A 20,762-nucleotide genomic window follows, 5' to 3' on the forward strand; every position below is an offset into this window, starting at 1 on the left:
GCTTCTCCCTTGAATTTCTTCCATGTTCGCTGGTCTGCCTTTAAAGCTCAAGTGATCGCCATCAATGAATGTTTAACGCACCAACTCATGGCTTTCACTGCCCCGTAAAGAGAAGTGTGTTGCGGCTAACTGTCCCGCCTTCTATGAGAAAGAGTGAATTAATGCGAAGCTGTCTCACCCATGCGGGCTCACCAACACTTAGTTCATCACAGCTGATAGAGGAAAGGGCTATGCGTGACAAGGTAGCGATTAATGTATGGGATATTTGGATTCGCCTGTTTCACTGGGGGTTAGTGGCGGCGGTGTTGATGTCATTTTATACCACCAAGACCAGTGGCGTACCTTTTCTATTTCCGGTCGAGGTGCACGCACAGGCGGGCTATCTGATCCTCGGGCTGCTTGTTTTCCGCTGTCTATGGGGCGTACTGGGAAGCATCTATGCGAGATTCAATACATTTTTATACCCACCGTCTAAAACGGCTGCCTACTCAAAAGCACTTATCAAGCGCCAACCCGGCTCTTATGCCAGTCACAATCCGTTAGGCGGCTGGATGGTGGTAGTGATGCTGCTCTCGCTCAGTTTTCAAGCGGCGAGCGGGCTGTTTTTGAGTGACGATATTTTTTTTCAGGCACCGCTCTACGGCTTATTGGGTGAAGGGGTTGGCAGCCAGCTGAGAACGTTGCACCAGTGGAACAGCGATCTATTAATAATTTTGATAGTGCTGCACTTGGTCGGGTTAGTCGTCCACCGGCTGCTAGGAGAGCCGCTGTTGACGGCCATGTTGGCGGGTAACAAGCGTTTTCGCCAGCAGCCTATTGATGCTCGTAACGAGACGTTGGATGCCAGCACGCTGCGTTTACGCGCGCTGGGTGTCCTGTTAATTGCTGCTGGCGTCGTGCTATGGCTTTGGTTTTAACGCGTTTGATGTTGACGTAACTGCCGGCTACGAAAGCGCGCGTAACTCATGCAACCAGCGAATAGAGCCATGGCAACTGCGGCTTCTAAAAGCCCGCGAACACTCTGCCCGGGCAGGGTGGCCAACATTATTCCCTGGGTAAAATAGAGTAGGCTGACAAACGCGAGCCATGCATGACCGCGTGCTCGCTGACCAATAATGGAGGGCAAAAACAGCACCAGAGGCAGGACAAAGGCCACTACTGGCCGCCAGTTAAACTCATCGCCTTGTACTAGAAAGCCGCGGTAAATAACCAGCACCAGTAAAATAGCGAAGCTAGCTAGCACCAGCTGGCGACTTCTTAGAGTGAGCTTATCAATCCCGTGGCGGGCCTCTACGTCTTCTAGCCACTGTCTCATAAAGCCTCCTGACGCATCTTATTCAGTGCCAGGGCAAGCCGCGCTATCCGCTTACCTTGGGCCACGCACAGCGCACGTTCTTGCTCATCAACTGATCGGTCGCTGCGTGCACCAGCTAAGTGGCTTGCACCGTAGGGCGTGCCGCCGGAATGGGTTTCCAGCAACGTGGTTTCACTATAGGGCACACCTGCGTAGACCATGCCGTGATGCAGCAGTGGCACCAGCATGGTTAGCAACGTGCTCTCCTGGCCACCGTGCAAACTTGAAGTCGATGTGAATGCACAGGCCGGTTTATCTATCAGCGCACCGTTCATCCACAGACTGCTCGTGGAGTCGATAAAGTATTTAAGCGGCGCCGCCATGTTGCCAAACCGAGTAGGGCTACCCAGTGCCAGAGCGCTGCAGTGGCGCAAGTCATCTAGATCTGCGTAGACCGCTCCCTGTTCAGGAATTTCTGGATCAACGGCTTCACAGGTGGTTGAAACGGGCGCCACCGTGCGTAAACGCGCCTGTATGCCGGATACGCTTTCTACGCCGGCCGCAATCTGCTGCGCCATAGTGGCGGTCGCGCCTGAACGCGAGTAGTAGAGAACCAAAACGTACGGTGTCATCTCACTCATCATCATTCCTGAATAGGATCATGGAAACTGTCACGGAAATAGGACATTACGTCGTTGCCTATGGTACCAGAGCTAATGGTAATCCCGGGTAAGTTAGCAATGCGTTTTGTCTTTCAGGCAGGCGCAGATAGACCCATGCGGAGGTGCCATTGCCAAGAGTAACCTCGACGCGTTCGTAGCGAATGCCTAAGCGTTCATAGCGGTCAAGGCGGGCAAGCTCGTCAGCATCCACGCGCAATAGCAGGCCTTCAACATTACTATCGGGTTCAGGTGAAAGATCGAGTCCGTTGCGCTGATAGCCTTCAAGTATGGCTGGCGTTGGGTCACCCATGCCCCCCATTACCACTAAGCGTACAGGCGCAAAGCGTAGCGTGCCGTAAACGAAAACCTGGTGTGGTCCTTGTTCGATCTTCGCTAAACCATCGGGACGGTCGTAAAACCAAGGGCTGAGCATCGTTAACCAGAGCCAACCGGCTACACCGAGTAGACCTGCGCCGCTGAAAATAACCAGGCGTTTAAACCAAACCGTTTTAACCAAAACAAGCGTGCCTCTTGATGAAGGGTTAGGCAGTGGCTAGGTAGCTTGGCGCGCCTAATTGGCGATGACAAGCGCTATATTTCAAGCTTCATGTTATCGACAGATCTAATCTGCTTAAGCAAAGTGTCTGGGTTTGCTAGGCTATGATAGTTAGCCAGGAAGTTATTAGACCCAGCCGGAGGAGCCTGCAATGAATCAGCCACTTCGTGATGATATGGATTTCCGTGCTCTTATAGGCGATGTTAAACCGCTGCCGCCCAGCAATCGTGCCGATCCTGGCGCTCATCGGAAAAGCCCCTCTGAATCCCAATTAGCTCAGCGGGAATGGGCTGAAGAGGAGAGGGGCGCGCGCAACTTTCTATCTGATGACTTTGTCGATCTATTACCTCCGTTCGACCCTATGGAGTATCGCCGTGAAGGGATTCAACAAGGCGTTGTCGATAAATTAAGGCATGGTGGCTATAGCGTTCAATCGCAGCTGCATTTATTAAGACGACCGTTAAGTGAGTGTCGACGAATGCTGTTCCCCTTTATTCAAGAAGCCTATGCACACGATTTGCGCTCCGTGCTGATCGTTCATGGCCGCGGACGCGAGATCGATAGCCCTGCGAACGTGCTGCGTTCATATCTTGCCAAGTGGCTCAGCCAGTTTGATGAAGTGCAGGCGTACGTATCTGCCCAGCCTTCAGAGGGCGGGCTAGGCGCTACCTGGGTGATGCTACGCAAAAGTGATCGTGCTAAAGCCAACAACCGCGAAAGACAGCAGAAGCGGCGGGGGTAATTGGTTGGGTATAATAGCAAACGGGCAGCCGAAGCTGCCCGTTTGTGGTTTATGAGCATGAAGTTCTTCGTTTACTCACTAGCCGCTAAACGGCGCTCAAACAGCGCCTGGCGCTCCTCAACATCGGTCTGGTACCGCACGCTGATAAAACTGAGCGCACGCAGGGCGTCTTCTGGATGCTGGTCATCACGTAGCGCCATGGCATTAAAACCACAGCGGCGCATATACTCCAACTGATCAACTAATACGTCACCCACGGCACGCACTTCACCGCTATAGCCGTAGCGCTCGCGTAATAAGCGGGCAATGCTGTAGCCACGGCCATCCGTAAACGCAGGAAAATCAACCGCAATTGCGCTGGCACTTGCTAGCTGCTGACCTAATTCGGCATTAAGCTCCGTGTCGCTCTTTAACAGCGGCGCCAGCTCAGCGTCGTCTTGATTGGCTTGCCATAGCGCCAGCGGGACAAACGCCGGGCGTTGCTCGGGCAGGGCGTCGGCATCGTAGGAGACACACCAAGCGTTCTCCGCCGCCAGCTCACCATTGGCAATCAGGTGATCGACATGAACCGGCGTCTGCTCGACCGCTTCAGCTTGCGCCTCATCAGGTTGATTGGGCTTAGGCATAGACACGCTCCTTAAAGGGTTTTAGACCAATACGGCGGTAAGTATCCAAGAAGCGTTCGTCCTCATGGCGCTGTGACACATAGACTTCCAGTACTTTTTCGACCACATCAGGTACATCTGAGCGGAAAAACGATGGCCCAAGAATCTTACCCAGCGATGCATCGTCGGTTGAGTTACCACCAATCGAGATTTGGTAGAACTCTTCGCCTTTCTTGTCTACGCCTAAGATGCCGATATGACCCACATGGTGGTGCCCACAGGCATTCATGCAGCCGGAAATATTCAGATCCAGCGGGCCAAGGTCATACAGGAAGTCTAGATCTTCAAAACGTTCCTGCAGCGCTTGAGCGATAGGAATAGAGACCGCATTAGCCAAGCTGCAGTAGTCGCCGCCAGGGCAGCAAATTATGTCGTTAAGCGTACCCACGGTGGGGTTCGCCATACCCAGCGCCTCAAGCTCTTTCCAAAGCGCTTCCAGCTCGTCTACTGGTACATCAGACAGCACCAGGTTCTGCTCGTGGGTCACGCGCACTTCACCAAAGCTATAGCGGTCAGCTAAATCAGCGACGGCTTCCATCTGGTCAGCAGTAACATCACCAGGGGCGTGCTCACGGCGTTTCAGAGAAAGCGTTACGGCCTTATAGCCACTCACCTTATGATCCGAGACGTTATTGGTCACAAAGCGTGCAAAGCTGCGGTTTTCAGCGCGCAGTAGGTCGAACGCTTCGTTGGCGTTCTCGGCAACCGGGCGACGGTCCGGCTCAGGGAAGTGGAGTTTGGCTGCATCAACAGCCGCCTGATTGAGTGTCTGCGGGCCATCTTTGAGGTGTGCCCACTCTTCGTCAACCCGGCGACGAAACTCTTCAATACCCAAGGCCTTAACGAGGATTTTAATCCGCGCTTTAAATTTGTTGTCACGCCGACCGAACTGGTTGTAAACCCGCACGCAGGCTTCCAGATAGGTGAGTAGATGCTGCCAGGGCAGATCTTCGCGCACCACATCGGCAATCATCGGTGTACGGCCAAGGCCGCCACCGGCGAGAACCTTGATACGCAGCTCACCGTCGGCGTTGTGCCATAGGCGCAGGCCAATGTCGTGAACCTGGATCGCCGCGCGGTCTTGGGCTGCACCGCTAACCGCAATTTTAAACTTGCGCGGCAAGTAGGCGAATTCCGGGTGAAGGGTAGACCACTGACGGATTAGCTCGCACCAGGGGCGTGGGTCTTCCACTTCATCGTTGGCGATGCCGGCAAACTGGTCACTGGTAGTGTTGCGGATACAGTTACCGCTGGTTTGAATCGCGTGCATCTGCACCTTGGCGAGATCGGCCAAAATATCCGGTACGTCTTCAAGGGCGGGCCAGTTCAACTGGAGATTCTGACGCGTGGTGAAGTGGCCGTAACCGCGGTCGTAGCGACGAGTGATCTCGGCCAAAGCACGTAGCTGATTACCCGCCAGCATGCCGTAAGGAATCGCAATGCGCAGCATGGGCGCATGGCGTTGAATATAGAGGCCGTTCTGCAACCTTAGGGGGCGAAACTCTTCTTCTCCCAAACGCCCGGCGCGGTAGCGTTCCATTTGGTCTCGGAACTGAGCGACACGCTCATCAACCAGGGTTTGGTCGTGAATATCATAACGGTACATGTGGCACGATCCTGCTAAAAAGCGAAATGGTCACGTTGAGACGGACGTTAATGTATCGTCACCTTAACGCGGGCATCATATTCTACAAAAGAATATATAATTATCTTTTTATCTCTAAAAGCTATTTAGAAGGCGCGATAACCAGCGCAGCCTTTTAAAAAGCGTGGGCAAGCCAACGTCTTCGCTGCCAGACCCATAAAAATCCTACTGAATTTATCAATCGGTAACACAGCTGCATCAGCCATATACCTAATAAGCCCTGCTCTAAGCTGATCCCGACCCACCAGGCCAACGGTAAAAAAAGTAGCCACTGCATGCCCAGGGTTAGCGTCATTACCGTGCGTTGAGCACCCGCGCCCATTAGGGCTTGAGCAAGCACTAATGCCGCAGCGTCGAACACAATCATTACGCCAGTTAGCTGAAGGGGGAGTGTACCCAGCGCCAACAGCTCTTTGCTGCTGAAGAAGATGCTCAATACGTATTCGGGTATTAATAGCATAGGCAGAGCTAAAACAAGCAATAGCAGCCAAGCAACGCGAAGTGCGTCCAGCCCCCAGCGGTGCGCTTCGTGCTGGGCATCGCGCCCCAGTGCTTCGCCAACAAGGCTCATGGCTGCCACACCGATGCCTACTCCAGGCAATATCAAAAGAAGTGATAAATTAATCAGCACATGGCCAACCGCGACACTCTCTGTGCCGAGCTGGCTTAATAGCCCAAATAGTACCGCGTAGCCCGCTGCAAATAAAAGCTGCTGCAGCGAGTGAGGTGCGGCAAGCGCTAAGGTAGTACGCAGAGTGGCTAAGCAGGGCAGATGTGTCAAAAAAAACTGGGAAGATGTACGTTTCGCGCTTACCCAGCACCACACGAACAATCCTACAAAAAGGGATAGAGTGGTACCTGCGCCAGCGCCACTAGGGCCCATTTCCGGCAGGCCAGCCAAGCCATAAATCAAACCAGCGCTGGCACCCACATTAAGTAGGTGAACGGCCACAATTATACGCAGATACAGATGCGTCTGCTGGCGTCCGTTCCAGTAACCGCGAAAGCATAGAGTTAAAGCGATGGCCAACAGCGACACGACCCGCCAGCGGAAATAGTCCACCGCAATACGTTGAACATCATCGATTTGGGTGATTAAGCCAATTAGCAGCGGTGCTTGCCACCACGCCAAAAGGGATAACGGTAGCGCAAACGCGAGCCCAATAAACAGGCCTGACTGCAGCGGGTAGGCAACATTGGCGTGAGAGGCACCCATACGTTGAGCCGTTTGTGACTGCACGCTGGAAGAGAGGCCAAACACAATAGCGGTGAGCATAAACATGGCATAGCCACCTACGCCAACACCTGCCAGCGCCACTTCACCTAAATGCCCCACCAGCGCAGCGTCGATCAAGTTGAGCATGCTTTGTGACAGCATGCCCAACATGATGGGAAAGGCTAAGCGCATGACCTTGCCATGACGACCACCAGCGAACAGCATGTATTAGCTCGGGTCGTAAGAGAGCACTGGTGAGAGCCAGCGCTCCATTTCCTCAAGGGGCATCTGCTTACGCGCGGCAATGGCTTCGACTTGATCGCGAGTGATCTTGCCGGTAGAGAAGTATTTCGACTGCGGGTGCGCAAAGTACCACCCGGAGACCGCCGCCGCTGGCCACATGGCGAAGTTTTCCGTCAGCGCCAGGCCAGTGTTTTCAGTCGCATCGAGCAGCCGGAACAGCGTGGCTTTTTCGGTGTGATCCGGGCAGGCAGGGTAGCCAGGGGCAGGGCGAATGCCCTGATATTTCTCAGCTATCAAAGCATCGTTATCCAGCGTTTCATCGGGCACATAGCCCCAGAATTCTTTGCGCACCCGCTCGTGCATACGTTCGGCAAAGGCTTCTGCAAGACGATCCGTCAGCGCCTGCACCATAATAGCGTTGTAGTCGTCGCCCGCGGCCTCATAGGCTTTGGAGAGCTTATCAACCCCGTGGCCGGTGGTGACCGCAAAACCGCCAATCCAATCGGCTTTGCCACTCTCTTTGGGGGCGATGAAGTCGGCCAGGCTGTAGCAGATACCGTCGCGGCCTTTGGTAGTCTGCTGGCGAATATGATGCAGACGCTCAACGACTTCGCTACGTGACTCGTCGGCATAGACCTCAATAACGTCGTCATCAACGCTATTGGCGGGCCACAGGCCGATAACACCGCGGGCCTGAACGCGCTTCTCTTCCACCAGCTTACGCAGCATGACCTTGGCGTCTTCAAACAGGTTGCGCGCCGCTTCTCCGACGACTTTGTCGTCAAGGATTTTGGGGTACTTACCCGCTAGCTGCCAGCTCATAAAGAACGGCGTCCAGTCGATGCGCTCAATCAGCTCTTCGAGGTCGTAGTTATCGAAGCTTTTTAGCCCCAGCATATGCGGCTGAGCGGGGGTGTGGTTGTTCCAGTCGGTGCGGAAACGCCGCTTGCGCGCCTGGGTGTAGTCCAGATCCGCCGCTTTGGGGCGGCGCTTGGCGTTACGCTCGCGTACCTTTTCATACTCTTCGCGAATCTCAGCGACGTAAGGTGTTTTTAAAGCAGGCGTAAGCAATTTGCCCGCCACCCCAACCGCGCGGGAGGCATCAGTGACGTAAATCACTGGATGCTCATATTGTGGCTCTATCTTGACGGCAGTGTGCGCTTTCGAGGTGGTCGCACCGCCAATCAGCAGCGGTAGATCCATACCTCGGCGCTGCATCTCTTTGGCAACATGCACCATTTCATCAAGCGACGGGGTAATCAGCCCTGAAAGGCCGATAATATCGGCGTTGTGATCTTTGGCGGCCTGCAAGATTTTATCGGCGGCCACCATTACTCCAAGATCGATCACTTCGTAGTTATTACACTGCAGCACGACACCAACGATATTTTTGCCGATATCGTGAACATCGCCTTTCACCGTGGCCATAACGATCTTGCCTTTGGCCTTGGTCTCTTCGCTCTTTTCGGCTTCGATATAAGGAATTAAGTAGGCCACCGCCTGCTTCATTACGCGTGCCGATTTGACCACCTGAGGCAGAAACATTTTGCCGTCGCCAAATAAGTCGCCGACCACGTTCATGCCGTCCATCAAGGGGCCTTCGATGACCTCAATGGGGCGTTCCGCCTCGGCGCGGGCCTGTTCGGTATCATCTTCGATATAGACCGTAATACCTTTGACCAGCGCATGCTCAATACGCTTATTGACTGGCCAGCTGCGCCACTCGAGATCCTCTTTTTTCGGAGCGCCGCTGCCGTCACCTTTATACTTATCGGCAATATCCAGCAGGCGCTCGGTGCCGTCGCTGCGCCGGTTAAGCACAACATCTTCAACGGCATCGCGCAGCTCAGCGGGTAGGTCGTCATAAACGGCTAGCTGGCCCGCGTTGACGATGCCCATGGAGAGGCCCGCGCGGATCGCATGATAAAGAAACGCCGAGTGAATCGCTTCGCGCACAGGGTTATTGCCGCGGAACGAGAACGAGACGTTAGAGACACCGCCCGAGATCATCGCGTGGGGCAGGTTGTCACGAATCCACTGGGTGGCTTCGATAAAGTCGACTGCGTAGTTATTGTGCTCCTCAATACCGGTGGCAATGGCAAAGATATTGGGATCAAAAATGATGTCTTCGGCGGGAAAGCCGATCTCATCGACCAGCAGGCGATAGGCGCGCTGACAAATTTCGGTTTTGCGGGCGAAGGTGTCTGCCTGGCCATCTTCGTCAAAGGCCATGACCACGATAGCAGCACCATAACGGCGACACTTGGTGGCTTGTTCACGGAAGGCGGCTTCGCCCTCTTTCAGCGAAATGGAGTTCACCACCGCTTTGCCCTGAACGCACTTCAGGCCCGCTTCGATGATCTCCCACTTGGAGGAGTCGATCATAATCGGCACGCGAGCGATGTCCGGCTCACCAGCGATCAAGTTTAGAAAGCGCTCCATGGCTTCCTTGGACTCGAGCATGCCCTCGTCCATATTAATATCGATCACCTGGGCGCCGCTTTCGACTTGCTCCAGGGCGACTTCTAACGCCGTGGTGAAGTCCTCTTCCACGATCAACCGCTTAAAGCGTGCCGAGCCGGTGACGTTAGTGCGCTCGCCGACGTTAACGAATAGCGAGTCGGCTTCAATGTTAAACGGCTCTAGTCCGGATAGACGGCAGGCGCGGCTGCGCTCAGGAATGACTCGGGGAGCCATATCGCGAACGGAATCGGCAATTGCCCGGATATGCTCAGGCGTTGAGCCGCAGCAGCCGCCAATAATATTGACCAGGCCGCTTGCCGCAAACTCGCTGACGATCTCCGACATCTCTTCCGGCGTTTGGTCGTACTCACCAAACTCATTGGGTAGCCCTGCATTGGGGTGAGCAGAGACAAAGGTGTCGGCCTTGGTAGAAAGTTCTTCAAGATAGGGGCGAAGCTCTTCTGCACCCAACGCGCAGTTTAAGCCCACTGACAACGGCTGGGCGTGGCGGATAGAGTTCCAGAACGCTTCGGTGGTTTGCCCGGAGAGGGTACGACCGGAGGCATCGGTGATCGTGCCGGAGATCATTACCGGCAATCGCTCGCCGCGATCATCGAACAGCTCTTCCAGGGCGTAAATCGCCGCTTTAGCATTGAGCGTGTCGAAGATGGTTTCGATCATGATTAGATCGGCACCGCCCGCAATCAGCGCTTCGGCGGCTTCATAGTAATTCTCGCGAAGCTCATCAAAGGTGACGTTACGCTTGGCAGGGTCATTCACATCTGGCGATAGCGACGCGGTGCGCGAGGTGGGGCCTAACACACCTGCTACATAGCGGGGCACGCCGGTTTCAGCGGCAACGGCATCGCACACTTCACGGGCCAGGCGCGCGGACTCGCGGTTGAGCTCAACCACCAGCGCTTCCATGCCGTAATCGGACTGTGACAGCTGGGTGCTGTTAAAAGTATTGGTCTCAATAATGTCCGCGCCGGCTTCTAAGTAGTCGCGGTGAATGCGCGCAACGACGTCAGGGCAGGTGAGTGCGAGCAGATCATTATTACCTTTTAGATCTGAGGGCCAGTCGCTGAACCGTTCGCCACGAAAATCCTCCTCGCTCAACTGGGCATTCTGCAGCATGGTGCCCATGCCGCCGTCCAGAATCAGGATGCGTTCAGCAAGGCGTTGGGTGAGGGTTGCGATCAAAGCACTATCAGCCATGGCAGGGGAAGTTCTCCAGCGTCACAGTCGTCAAAGGGGATGTTGTTATCGTCGGAAAAGCAGCATCAGTCATTACAAGGCGCGTAATGATAACAAAAGCGAGTGCAAAACGCCCCCTCAAGCGCCCTCTACAGTGGATAATCGCCGCTATACGGTGCATATAAAAAGATAATGAACGATATGCGCCTAGGAAAGTAATGTTCAAATAGCCTACTAAAACAGTCGGGATTGTGTCAGCGCCCGGATTTGCTTACCATAGACGCAAATGACATGTGAAGTGGCGCCGCCACTACCACGGGAGGAAGACAGCCCTCATGACCACGACTAGCGAAAAAGAGACCAATATCGATACCCAAGGTATTGATATTACCAATAGTGCGCAAGAGTACCTGGCAGAACTGCTGGAAAAGCAGAACGTTGAAGGGATTGCTGTGCGCATCTTTATTACCCAGCCAGGCACGCCTTACGCCGAAACCTGTTTGGCCTATTGCCGCCCTGGGGAAGAAGAGCCTACTGACGTTACCCTAGAGCTTGAGAAAATTAACGTATTTCTCGACAAGAACAGCTTGGCGTTTCTGGAAGAGGCGGTGGTGGATTTCAACGCCGACCGCATGGGCGGCCAGCTGACGATCAAAGCGCCCAACGCTAAAATGCCCAAGGTCAACGCTGACAGCCCGCTTGAAGACCGTATTAATTACGTGCTTTACAGCGAAATCAACCCAGGCTTGGCAGCCCACGGCGGCGAGATCAAGCTGGTAGAGCTCACCGAGGAGCAGTACGCCATCTTAGCCTTTGGCGGCGGTTGCCAGGGCTGTGCAGCGGTTGATCTAACCCTGAAGGATGGCGTTGAGAAAACCCTCATGGAGCGTATCCCGGAGCTTGCCGGTATTCGCGATGTTACAGATCATACGGATACTACTAACGCTTATTATCGTTAATAAGCCGTCAAGGCAGTAGATCTATAAAACGGCCACCTCAGACGAGGTGGCCGTTTTTTTGTCTATGCAATCTACGTTAATGTTTTGGCGTTGACTGCTTTTCTGTCAAAGAGGCGGGCAGGTCGGTGAGCTGTTGCTGAAGGGCTTCCATCCGATTCCAGAGTTTCTCTTGCCACGCTTGTTGTAGCGCGGTTTCACGCTCTACATGCTGTTGGGCTTGGTCACTTAGCGCTGTTTTTGCCTCATCTAGCTGCTGGGATAGTACATGCAGCTGCTTTTCCAATGATGTGACTTGCTGCTTCTGCTCATTAAGCTGTTGCTCGCGTTCGCTGGTCTCCAGCTGCAATTGATGCAGAGCCTGCTGCTTAGTCTTTAGCTCCTGGCTCAATGTCTCAATACGCTGCTCAGATTGCTGATGGCGTTTTTGGTAACCCTTCTCCTCCTGGGCGCGTGCCTGTTGAGCACTATCTAACATCGCCATCAGTCTTCCTTCCGCCGCTTCATGACGCAGCTCTTCCTGCGAAAGCCGCTGCTCCCACGCTGCCTGCTGCTCTTTGAGATCCCGGCTATGGGTCTCGCGCTGAGTCTCTATCTGAGCTTCTAGCTGCTGATTGACCTGTTTCAATTGGGCGATGTCTTTCTGTGTCGTTTCAGCCAACTGGTGCCAGTGGTGTTCACTGGTCTGACTGGCAGCCAGTTCACGGTTTAACGCCTCTATGCGCTGTTCCATGTGGCGTAAGTGCTCGGCAAGCGCGCTTTCACGCTGTTCGGCGTTAGCCGCTTGCTGTTTAGCATCCTCTGCGTCTTGCTGGGCATCTGCCACTTGTCGGTTGGCATCCTCGCGATAGTGGAGCAGTGCTTGATTAGCCACGTCTTGGGCCTCGCGCCACAGCTCGCTTGCCTTCGTTACGATAACTTCTGGGACGCCCTTAGGGGGTGGAACATCGCGATTTTGTTCGCGCTCGCTACGCCACAGGCGGAAGTGGTCGCTGATGGTAGTAAAGCTGCCAGTGCCCAACACATCACGAATACGCTGCACGCTCGGGGTATCACCTCGCGTGAGCAGCTCATCAATAGCTTGCTGAACATCACTGTACTGAATGCCGTTGCGGGCCATGCGTGTTCCTTGTGGGAGTTTATATAGCGGCTATTGTCGGGATTCAGTCAGTAATATGCAATTATTACGTATTGCATATTACGTAATAATATTTATCATAAGATACATAAATTCAAGATTACCCGTATTATCTTGAATTTATCCTGCAGTAACGACACACTTTCAAGCTAGACAGCTGTTTAAAAGGATACTAATGCATGCCGAGTAAGCTAATGCCTGAGGTCATAACGCAAAAGCCACAGGAAAACGCGCTCTCAAGTGGTCAACTTGGCGGCAGAATCAACGCAGAAAATGATGTTCAGGCGGTCACGGCTTGGCTTAACGAGTACAATGATAGCCCGCAAACCTGGAAGGCGTACCGTCGAGAGTCGGAGCGGCTTTTACTTTGGCTGGCGAGCCAACGACTCACATTTTCAGATATAAACCGCGAGCTATTACGCCAGTTCGAAGCTTTTCTGGCTGACCCTCAGCCAAGCGAGCAGTGGGTAGGCGCCTCGAAGCCACGCGATCACCCAGCGTGGCGGCCGTTTCGTGGGCCCTTATCGCCCGCTAGCCGACGCCAGAGCCTGGTGATACTGCAAAGTATGTTTGGCTGGTTAGTAGAAGCAGGGTGGGTTTATCACAATCCATTCCGGTTGATGCGGGACAAATCGCGCCGCCTGAATAACCAGGCAGCACGTATAGAGCGCTATTTAGAGAGCGAGCTATGGGCGTGGCTATGGCGTTGGCTCAATGACCCCATCGCCGCGGCAAGGGGCAGCCGGGAGTATTTTGAACATCAACGGCGGCGCTTTATCTTTGGCTTTGCCTACCTGCTTGCGCCACGCATCAGTGAAATGGCGGAAGCACGCATGGGTGATTTTCAACACAGTGAAGGGCGCTGGTGGTGGAACGTAGTTGGCAAGGGCAGTAAGGTGGCGCGCATCCCACTACCTGACGATATGCTGGATTGCCTTTACCAGTGGAGGCAGGCGCTGGATTTGCCTGATCAACCAAGTGAGCTAGAAACGAATGCGCCGGTGTTACGCGCCCTGGATGGTCAGCGCGGACTCGGGCATAACCAGCTTTATCGGCTAATTAGAGCGACGTTTCAAGAAGCGGCACAGGCGCTTGAAGAGAACGCCGGCAGCCCACAACACGTCACCGCACTTCGCCAAGCAACGCCCCACTGGTTACGGCATACCTCGATTACACATCAAGCTCAGTCAGGCATTAGCCTGCGTCATTTAGCGGAAAGCGCCCGGCACGCTCGTCTCGATACCACCTCCCGTTACCTGCATACCGAAGACATTGAGTGGCACAGTGAGCAGCAGCGTCATCGCTTAAATCGTTCAGATAACAATTCACACCCTGAAGGTTCCCTTAAGGTGCCGTTGAGTCGTTATAATGGGGCTGATTGATACTCTCTTGGAGAGCACGTATTTAACAGAGTGTCTTTAAAGAAATATCTTAGTAAAAATACTATCGCAAAAAGGAAATACCATGAGCACTTCCGGCGCCGAGCAGGCCCAGCAAGAGCTGATTGAAGATTTCGAAATATTTGATAACTGGATGGACCGTTACCAATACATTATCGATATGGGTAAACAGCTGCCTGAGTTTCCCGATGAGTGGAAAGTCGAGGAATTTAAAATTCAGGGCTGCCAGTCAAATGTATGGATGCGGCACCAGGAGGAGGGCGATAAGCTGATTTTTAAGGCGACGTCCGATGCCGCTATTGTGTCAGGGCTGATCGCTGTTCTACTTCGAATCTACAGCGATCGCACGGCCGCTGAAATTCGTGCGACCGAGCCTCATTTTTTGGCGGACTTAGGCTTAGATAAGCACCTTTCGCCAACGCGCAGCAATGGCCTGCACGCCATGCTCGAAAAGATTTATACAGTTGCGCAGCAAAAGTAGAAGAAGCTAGCGAGGCGGATGGTCATTGCAGCAGGGCGGAGTGGCATCCTCGTCTTCGCGACACAGCTGCTCGCTGCGACCACCGGGAACCGGATCCATCCCACCAGGGCTGCCTGGGTGGCACTTTACAATGCGCTTGACGGCCATCCAGCCACCTTTTATTGGCCCATGCACTTGAATCGCCTCAACCGTATAGGACGAGCAGCTCGGCCAGAAACGACAACGTGGCCCCAAAAGGGGGCTAATCGTATATTGGTAAGTTTTAACGCCGCCAATCATCACTTTTGCCAATACCCTGCGTGGTGCTGATAGCAGTGTCGTTAGCCAGCGTTTTTTGGCGAGCCGTTTCATGACTAAGATGAGGCTTTGTTGCCGTAGAGGTCGTCGGGGTCAATCAGCGGGGTGCAGGTGATCGCCGCTTTTTGACCATCCACGGCAATATAGAAACAGCTGCGACGCCCGGTGTGGCAAGCAGGGCCCGTTTGTTCAACTTGCAATAATAGCGTATCGCCATCGCAATCAAGTGCGGCAGAGATAAGCCGTTGTTGTTGACCTGAGGACTCACCCTTACGCCACAGTTTTTGTCGTGAGCGCGAGTAGTAGCAGACACGCTGAGTCGTTAACGTCTCTTCGAGCGCCTGTCGATTCATCCATGCCATCATCAAAACTTCTTTGGAGTCATGCTGCTGGGCAATGGCAGGAATCAAGCCATCGCTATTAAATCGAACCGCCGCCAGTAGGGTGGCGACAGCGGGAAGGCTATCATCAGGCGTAGCACGCTCTAGCTGCTTAAAAAGGACATCCGGAGCCACTTGCTCAAAGCGGGACATAGTATTTACTCGCTAGCTGTTCAGCACATTAGCTTGTTCGACAATCTTGGCAGAGCCCCTGGAGCTCTATCGTTTGGCGCTCAACGTTAAACCCTTGGCTTTTTGCCAGCGCCGCCAACTGATCGCTTATCTCGTCTAAATGCAGCTCTTCCACATAGCCACAGTGACGACAAATAAGCAGCTGAAAGCCATGCACATGCTCAGGACATGCACAGGCCACGTAAGAATTCTGTGACTCTATTCGATGAACCAGGCCTTGATCAATCAAGAACTCAAGCGCTCGGTAAACCGTCGGCGGCCGCGCAGCTGCGTGCTCGGTAGAGAGCTTGTCGAGCAAGTCATACGCCTTAAGCCCACCACCATTTTCGGCAATAAGCTCAAGCACGCGTCGGCGGATGGGGGTGAAACGAACGCCACGAATATGGCATTGAGACTCCGCCTGCTGCAGTAGTGTATTTGCTTGGGTCATGGGCAACTCGTTGAACGTGGTTAGCCTGAACTTGCGTCAATAAGCTCTCGTCACTGGGTCAACAGTCTACGCGCTGGCGGAGGAGGTGTCAGGGCTTTCTACCAGCTCACTTTGGCGAGCAAAATGGTGCTGTGCAAAAGCAACACGCTCTTTTGCGGGCACGCCATCCGGCTGTCGCTCAATCAGATCAAGGCGGCGGCGTAAGCCTTCCCCATTGGTCATTTGAATCGCCAGTCCTGGCCTGGCATTGAGCTCAAGTAGCATCGGCCCATGCTGGCGATCCAACACCATATCGGTACCCAGATAACCCAGCCCGGTCATCTCATAACAGCCGGCGGCCAGATTAAGCAGTGTTTCCCACTGTGGCACGACCAAGCTTGCCAGATCGTGCCCCGTGTCGGGGTGGCTAAAACAGGGGCGGTCAAATTGAACAGCGCGCAATGCAGCGCCGGTCGCGATATTCAAACCAACGCCTACCGCCCCCTGGTGCAGGTTAGCCTTGCCATCAGAGGCTGCCGTAGAGAGACGCATCATGGCCATAACGGGATAGCCCTTAAAGACGATAACCCGAATATCGGGAACCCCTTCATAGGTGTAATCCATCAGGCTTTCATCAAAATTAATCAGTGTTTCAATGACTGCCACATCGGGTGAGCCGCCCAACGAGTAGAGCCCCGATAGGATATTCGACACATGCCGCTCGACATCGGTAAGCGTTAGCTTGACACCACTTGGCTTGATAAAGGCGTTATCCTCCACCTTTTCAATCACCAGAATGCCCTTGCCGCCGCTTCCCTTTGCAGGCTTGATAACAAAGCCTGCGTGGCCCGTGAGCATTGCACCAATGTGTTTAACGCCAAACTGGGTCGTTACAGTTCCAATCAGCTCTGGCGTGGTAATGCCGTACTGCTGGGCCAGCAGCTTGGTTTTAAGCTTGTCATCCACTAATGGATAAAGTCGGCGTTTGTTATAGCGGCCAATATAGCGAATATTGCGCCGATTCATGCCAATAATGCCTTTATCACGCAAGCGCGTTGGCCAGGTCCAATTGTTAAACCAACTCATGATGGTTTCTCATCATCAGTAATCGGTTTGAAACGGCGCAGCTCTAGTAGACGGTAGCCCGTGTAATTGCCCAGCAACAAAATCAGCGCCATCAAAATTAACTGCACGCCTAGGAAGTTGAAGGTGATGTGACGCACCCAGGGGTTATTCATCGCCAGGTAAGCAAGAATAGCGGTAATCAAACTGCCGCCACCCTGTATCAATACCTGCTTAGGACCTTCTTCTTCCCACAAAATCGACATCCGCTCAATGGTCCAGGCAAGAATGATCATCGGGAAGAAGGTGATCGTTAAGCCAGCACTAAGCCCCATACGATAGGCCAGTACGGTGAAGATAGAGATTATCGCGATCACCGTTATGATGACCGCGGACACTCTGGCCACTAGCAGTAAGTTCAAATAGGAGAGGTAGTTACGAATAACCAAACCAACGGCAACGATAAGCAGGAAGCCAATCAAGCCCGTGGGCAGGGTGGTTTGAATGAAGGCGAGGGCGATCAATACCGGCATAAAAGTACCGGACGTTTTAACCCCCACCAGCACACGCAGAAACACCACCATTAAGGCGCCAATCGGAATCAGCAAAATGGTTTGGAATAGCGCTTGCTCTTCCAGGGGCAGGCTGTGAATAGAGAAGTTCAGCAATGTGTCTTCTGAGTAGTGATTACGCACCGCTGCTGAAGCCGGCTGATCATGGGTCATCATGGAAAACGTAACCCGTGAGTTTGTGCCGCCTTGAACTTCTAACACCGCTCGGCCGCCGGTTTCCCACAGCAGTAAATTGTCCGGCTTGCCTTGCGCGCCTGTAAGCGGGTGGAAAATTGACCACTCTTCGCCAGTCTCATCAAACACCTGAATCCAACTGCTTAGTGTTTGGCGACGACGTCCATCTTCCAACAGTAGGCCGCTCACTTCACGCGCGGAAACGCCTGCCTGATTGAGCAAGCGCACCACCAGGGCTGCAGGATTCTCTTGAGACAGCAGGAGACGCGCGTTTTCCCCTTGACGCTCACCATTCACATCCTGGATGAGTTCGCGAGCGAAGGTGGCGTTATTCGCACTTCGTGCCCAGGCTTGTTCAATCAGTTGACTGGCCGCCGTATCGTAAGGACTTTCCCACGGTGTTGCCGGAGACATTTCAGGCGGCGTTTGTATGGGCGAACGGGCATCTTGGGATACCAGCATTTGCACCGAGTAATAGAGTGTTTGGCTGCCCGCTGCTTCGCGAATCGTCCACTGAGCAGTACGACCCAGCTCATCTGCTTGATAAGCAAGACCAAAACCTGAAGATGCCGTATTTTCGGTCAATACTCGATAGCCCGCTTGGTGAGAAGGCAGGGCTAAGTCAACCTGTACCGGGCCGCCTTGAGCATTAAAGGTGATACCCGCCTCAATCTCCCATACTTGGCGCTGTTCACCGGGCAACCATGGGATTTCAAACTGCACATGGCGATGTACGCTGGTGGCAATACCTGCCACCAGTAAGAAGCCGACAATGATATAAAACATTAACCGTGACATGGAGATTCCTTTCTGCGTTTAGCGCCAGGGAAGAGCAGTTACTCTTCTGTATCGTCTTCATCAACTGCTTCATCATCAGCAGCTTCATCGGCTGGCTCGCCACCAGGAAACTCGGGGCGTTCATGTAAATAGGTGTCAGCAACGTCAATCACCGCAATATCTAGCAAGAAACGACGGCCAAGCAGGACGGGATAATCAAGATGCGAGCGGTCGTTGAGGGTAAATTCCACGTTTTCACGAATAGGCCCCAAGGTCATTAACAAAGAAATAACCGGGCGTGACTCTTCTCCTGAGGCTTGAACGATACGCACTCGGCGCACAATCGGGGCTTCAATCCACTCATCACGCTGCGACTCAACGGCCACATCGTCATCGTTAAGGGCTAATTTAAAGCGCACCCAATCTTCACCATCACGTTCAAAGCGGGTGATGTCAGCGGCAGATAACGACGACGTATTGGCACCTGAATCAACACGCGCTTTAAGGTAGGTACCCAAACTCGGCAGCCCAACCCATTCGCTGCGCCCCAGTAGTGTTTTGGTACTTAACGTTTCATCTACTTCACACTCTTCGCGGATGATGACAGGCTCTTCATCGCGTGCTTCTAACTGCTGTACATCTTGGCGCAAATTGCGCAGTAAACTGCCGACTTCACGCATGTCGGCAGTCAGTATTTGTTGCTGATCAAGCTGGCGTGTCTGAATCTCAGAACTCGTGCCGCATTGCTGAGCCAGCTCACTTTGTAATTCCAGGATACGTGCATTAAAAGACGCTTCACTTAAAGGAGGCGGCTCATTAGTTTCTGGCGGGGCGATCGCTGCACAGCCTGCGATTGAAAGCGACAAGCCAGCTATTAGCCACAAAACACCTGGGCGCATAACGAGAGATATCCTTGGACAATAGGTGGGGGAATGATAAGGAGATGGGCGACTAGTGTCCAACGTCATCATGCTTTTTCAGACACCCAGTTTATTTGATTTAACATAATATATATTAAGCGAACCAACAGGAGTGACTGTAGCCATGACCACTTAGGTACTCTATGCTGTCAGAATGTTTCACCACAATTGTACCTGAATCCATTTTCATATAGGAAATGACACCATGAGTCGCCTTTTTCGTATTGGTTTTTTCACGCTGCTCTTCTTACTGGCTGGCTGTGCCAATGTTGATATCGAAGATTATGCCGATTCGGAGCCCCGCCTCGATATCGCCGAGTATTTCGAAGGCTCTACCCGCGCGTGGGGCATGGTGCAGGATTACTCTGGCGAGGTACAGCGCCGCTTTACCGTGGAGATCCAAGGCAGCTATGAAAACGACATCCTGACGCTAGATGAATCCTTCACATTTTCAGACGGAGAAACTGATCGCAGGGTTTGGACCTTTGAACGTATCAATGCCAACCACTGGGTTGGTAACGCCAGTGACGTGGATGTCCAAGTGGATGCACGACAATATGGCCATGCTTTTCACATGCGCTACCCGTTAGAAATCTCTATCGATGGACGTATGATTACTTTCACCATGGATGACTGGATGTATCTGCAGCCAGATGGCCGTTTGATTAATCGAACGGCAATGCGCAAATTTGGCTTTACGCTTGGCGAAATCACGCTCGTTTTCGATAAAAGCTAGTAGCTAGATAGCGGTTTTTCGGTAACGTAGACATTGAGCTAACGAGCTGATTCAATCCAGCAAAAAAGCAGCCCGCTTTAGCAGGCTGCTTTTCATATCTTACGCTGACGTTTTACTCAACCGCTGCTCACTCTGGAGCTGCGTAGGAGCCATCTTCCTGGTGAACTTCATTACCTGTAATCGGTGGCGTGAAGACACAGGCAACCGTCATGCCTTTCTCTTTGCCGCGCAGCAGGTGTTCGTCGTGCTGATCCAGCAGATAGATATCACCGGCTTTGATTGGCCAAATTTTACCGTCGGCTAGCGTTTCAACTTCGCCTTCACCTTCATAGCAAAAAACGGCTTCATAGTGGTTTTTGTAATGAATATGCGTCTCGGTACCTGGAAAAATGCGGGTAATGTGGAACGAAAAACCTGCATTGTCGTTAGCCAGAACAAGACGTGTGCTGTCCCAGTTGCCATTTTCGGCGGTCACTAGGCGTTCCGTTTTGCGCGCTTCTTCAAGATTACGAACGATCATAGAAGTACTCCGTTGCATAGTGGCTGGCGATTACCAGCCACTTTATCCCTAACTAAAACCCGTGA

General features: G+C 53.1%; 21 protein-coding genes. 6 read left to right on the plus strand and 15 right to left on the minus strand.

From position 1 onward, the window contains the following. The first annotated feature begins 230 nt into the window (after positions 1-230). Positions 231-917, plus strand: coding sequence for a cytochrome b/b6 domain-containing protein (locus MLE19_RS17685; RefSeq protein ID WP_240719452.1), 687 nt, complete (start codon positions 231-233; stop codon positions 915-917). Here MLE19_RS17685 and MLE19_RS17690 read toward each other — a convergent pair. The 3 genes from MLE19_RS17690 to MLE19_RS17700 are packed head-to-tail and all read right to left on the minus strand — an operon-like array spanning position 914 to position 2,473. Further along, a complete protein-coding gene (locus MLE19_RS17690; RefSeq protein WP_240719453.1) occupies positions 914-1,315 on the minus strand; it encodes a DUF2069 domain-containing protein in 402 nt (133 codons plus the stop codon). The two genes, MLE19_RS17685 and MLE19_RS17690, sit on opposite strands and share 4 nt — an antisense overlap. Beyond that, the gene (wrbA, locus tag MLE19_RS17695; RefSeq protein ID WP_240719454.1) at positions 1,312-1,935 is read right to left on the minus strand and encodes an NAD(P)H:quinone oxidoreductase; all 624 of its coding nucleotides are present in this window, start codon (positions 1,933-1,935) and stop codon (positions 1,312-1,314) included. The genes MLE19_RS17690 and wrbA overlap by 4 nt, the downstream gene beginning before the upstream one ends. A gap of 58 nt (positions 1,936-1,993) precedes the next feature. Continuing rightward, the gene (locus MLE19_RS17700; RefSeq protein ID WP_240719455.1) at positions 1,994-2,473 is read right to left on the minus strand and encodes a gamma-glutamylcyclotransferase family protein; all 480 of its coding nucleotides are present in this window, start codon (positions 2,471-2,473) and stop codon (positions 1,994-1,996) included. A gap of 190 nt (positions 2,474-2,663) precedes the next feature. Between MLE19_RS17700 and smrA the strand changes: the two genes are divergently transcribed. Further along, complete coding sequence (gene smrA / locus MLE19_RS17705; RefSeq protein WP_240719456.1) at positions 2,664-3,254, plus strand: DNA endonuclease SmrA; 591 nt, start codon at positions 2,664-2,666, stop codon at positions 3,252-3,254. Between the two features lie 71 nt (positions 3,255-3,325). Here the strand turns inward: smrA and MLE19_RS17710 are convergent, their stop codons facing one another. From MLE19_RS17710 to metH, 4 genes are all read right to left on the minus strand, one after another. Next, on the minus strand, positions 3,326-3,880 hold the full coding sequence (locus tag MLE19_RS17710) for a DUF934 domain-containing protein (protein ID WP_240719457.1): 555 nt from the start codon (positions 3,878-3,880) through the stop codon (positions 3,326-3,328). Further along, on the minus strand, positions 3,873-5,525 hold the full coding sequence (locus MLE19_RS17715; RefSeq protein ID WP_240719458.1) for a nitrite/sulfite reductase: 1,653 nt from the start codon (positions 5,523-5,525) through the stop codon (positions 3,873-3,875). Before MLE19_RS17715 ends, MLE19_RS17710 begins: the two co-directional genes overlap by 8 nt. A 154-nt stretch (positions 5,526-5,679) precedes the next feature. Further along, positions 5,680-7,005 (minus strand): MATE family efflux transporter, encoded by a 1,326-nt coding sequence (locus tag MLE19_RS17720; RefSeq protein ID WP_240719459.1) that lies wholly within the window; start codon positions 7,003-7,005, stop codon positions 5,680-5,682. A gap of 3 nt (positions 7,006-7,008) precedes the next feature. After that, on the minus strand, positions 7,009-10,704 hold the full coding sequence (gene metH, locus MLE19_RS17725; RefSeq protein ID WP_240719460.1) for a methionine synthase: 3,696 nt from the start codon (positions 10,702-10,704) through the stop codon (positions 7,009-7,011). Positions 10,705-11,018: 314 nt separating this feature from the next. Between metH and nfuA the strand changes: the two genes are divergently transcribed. Then, entirely contained in the window at positions 11,019-11,642 is a 624-nt protein-coding gene (gene nfuA / locus MLE19_RS17730; protein ID WP_240719461.1) for a Fe-S biogenesis protein NfuA, read from the plus strand. Positions 11,643-11,718: 76 nt separating this feature from the next. Here the strand turns inward: nfuA and MLE19_RS17735 are convergent, their stop codons facing one another. Then, positions 11,719-12,759 carry a DNA-binding protein gene (locus MLE19_RS17735; RefSeq protein ID WP_240719462.1) on the minus strand — a complete coding sequence of 347 codons (1,041 nt, stop codon included), beginning with the start codon at positions 12,757-12,759 and terminating at the stop codon, positions 11,719-11,721. A 197-nt stretch (positions 12,760-12,956) separates the two neighbouring features. On the opposite strand from MLE19_RS17735, the gene MLE19_RS17740 reads away from it, so the two are divergent. Further along, a complete protein-coding gene (locus MLE19_RS17740; RefSeq protein ID WP_240719463.1) occupies positions 12,957-14,159 on the plus strand; it encodes a tyrosine-type recombinase/integrase in 1,203 nt (400 codons plus the stop codon). 82 nt (positions 14,160-14,241) lie between these two features. After that, positions 14,242-14,658, plus strand: coding sequence for a SufE family protein (locus MLE19_RS17745; protein ID WP_240719464.1), 417 nt, complete (start codon positions 14,242-14,244; stop codon positions 14,656-14,658). Between the two features lie 6 nt (positions 14,659-14,664). On the opposite strand, the gene yidD is transcribed toward MLE19_RS17745, so the two are convergent. The 6 genes from yidD to MLE19_RS17775 all read right to left on the minus strand — a co-directional run bounded on the left by yidD (position 14,665) and on the right by MLE19_RS17775 (position 19,420). Further along, on the minus strand, positions 14,665-15,009 hold the full coding sequence (yidD, locus tag MLE19_RS17750; RefSeq protein ID WP_425356817.1) for a membrane protein insertion efficiency factor YidD: 345 nt from the start codon (positions 15,007-15,009) through the stop codon (positions 14,665-14,667). A gap of 2 nt (positions 15,010-15,011) precedes the next feature. Continuing rightward, positions 15,012-15,488, minus strand: a complete 477-nt coding sequence (gene hisI, locus MLE19_RS17755) for a phosphoribosyl-AMP cyclohydrolase (RefSeq protein ID WP_240719465.1) — start codon at positions 15,486-15,488, stop codon at positions 15,012-15,014. 28 nt (positions 15,489-15,516) lie between these two features. Continuing rightward, on the minus strand, positions 15,517-15,957 hold the full coding sequence (locus MLE19_RS17760; RefSeq protein ID WP_240719466.1) for a transcriptional repressor: 441 nt from the start codon (positions 15,955-15,957) through the stop codon (positions 15,517-15,519). A gap of 66 nt (positions 15,958-16,023) precedes the next feature. After that, positions 16,024-17,022: an alpha-L-glutamate ligase-like protein gene (locus MLE19_RS17765; protein ID WP_240719467.1), complete on the minus strand. Its 999-nt coding sequence runs from the start codon at positions 17,020-17,022 to the stop codon at positions 16,024-16,026. Next, positions 17,019-18,542 (minus strand): inactive transglutaminase family protein, encoded by a 1,524-nt coding sequence (locus tag MLE19_RS17770; RefSeq protein WP_240719468.1) that lies wholly within the window; start codon positions 18,540-18,542, stop codon positions 17,019-17,021. The genes MLE19_RS17765 and MLE19_RS17770 overlap by 4 nt, the downstream gene beginning before the upstream one ends. 38 nt (positions 18,543-18,580) lie before the next feature. Beyond that, positions 18,581-19,420, minus strand: a complete 840-nt coding sequence (locus tag MLE19_RS17775; RefSeq protein ID WP_240719469.1) for an ATP-dependent zinc protease family protein — start codon at positions 19,418-19,420, stop codon at positions 18,581-18,583. Between the two features lie 226 nt (positions 19,421-19,646). Between MLE19_RS17775 and MLE19_RS17780 the strand changes: the two genes are divergently transcribed. After that, positions 19,647-20,177, plus strand: coding sequence for a DUF3833 domain-containing protein (locus MLE19_RS17780; protein ID WP_240719470.1), 531 nt, complete (start codon positions 19,647-19,649; stop codon positions 20,175-20,177). Positions 20,178-20,304: 127 nt separating this feature from the next. Here the strand turns inward: MLE19_RS17780 and MLE19_RS17785 are convergent, their stop codons facing one another. After that, the gene (locus tag MLE19_RS17785; protein ID WP_035558199.1) at positions 20,305-20,697 is read right to left on the minus strand and encodes an ectoine synthase; all 393 of its coding nucleotides are present in this window, start codon (positions 20,695-20,697) and stop codon (positions 20,305-20,307) included. Between the last annotated feature and the right edge of the window lie 65 nt (positions 20,698-20,762).

Source organism: Vreelandella neptunia, from assembly GCF_022489065.1.
GTDB classification, from domain to species: Bacteria; Pseudomonadota; Gammaproteobacteria; order Pseudomonadales; family Halomonadaceae; genus Vreelandella; species Vreelandella neptunia_A.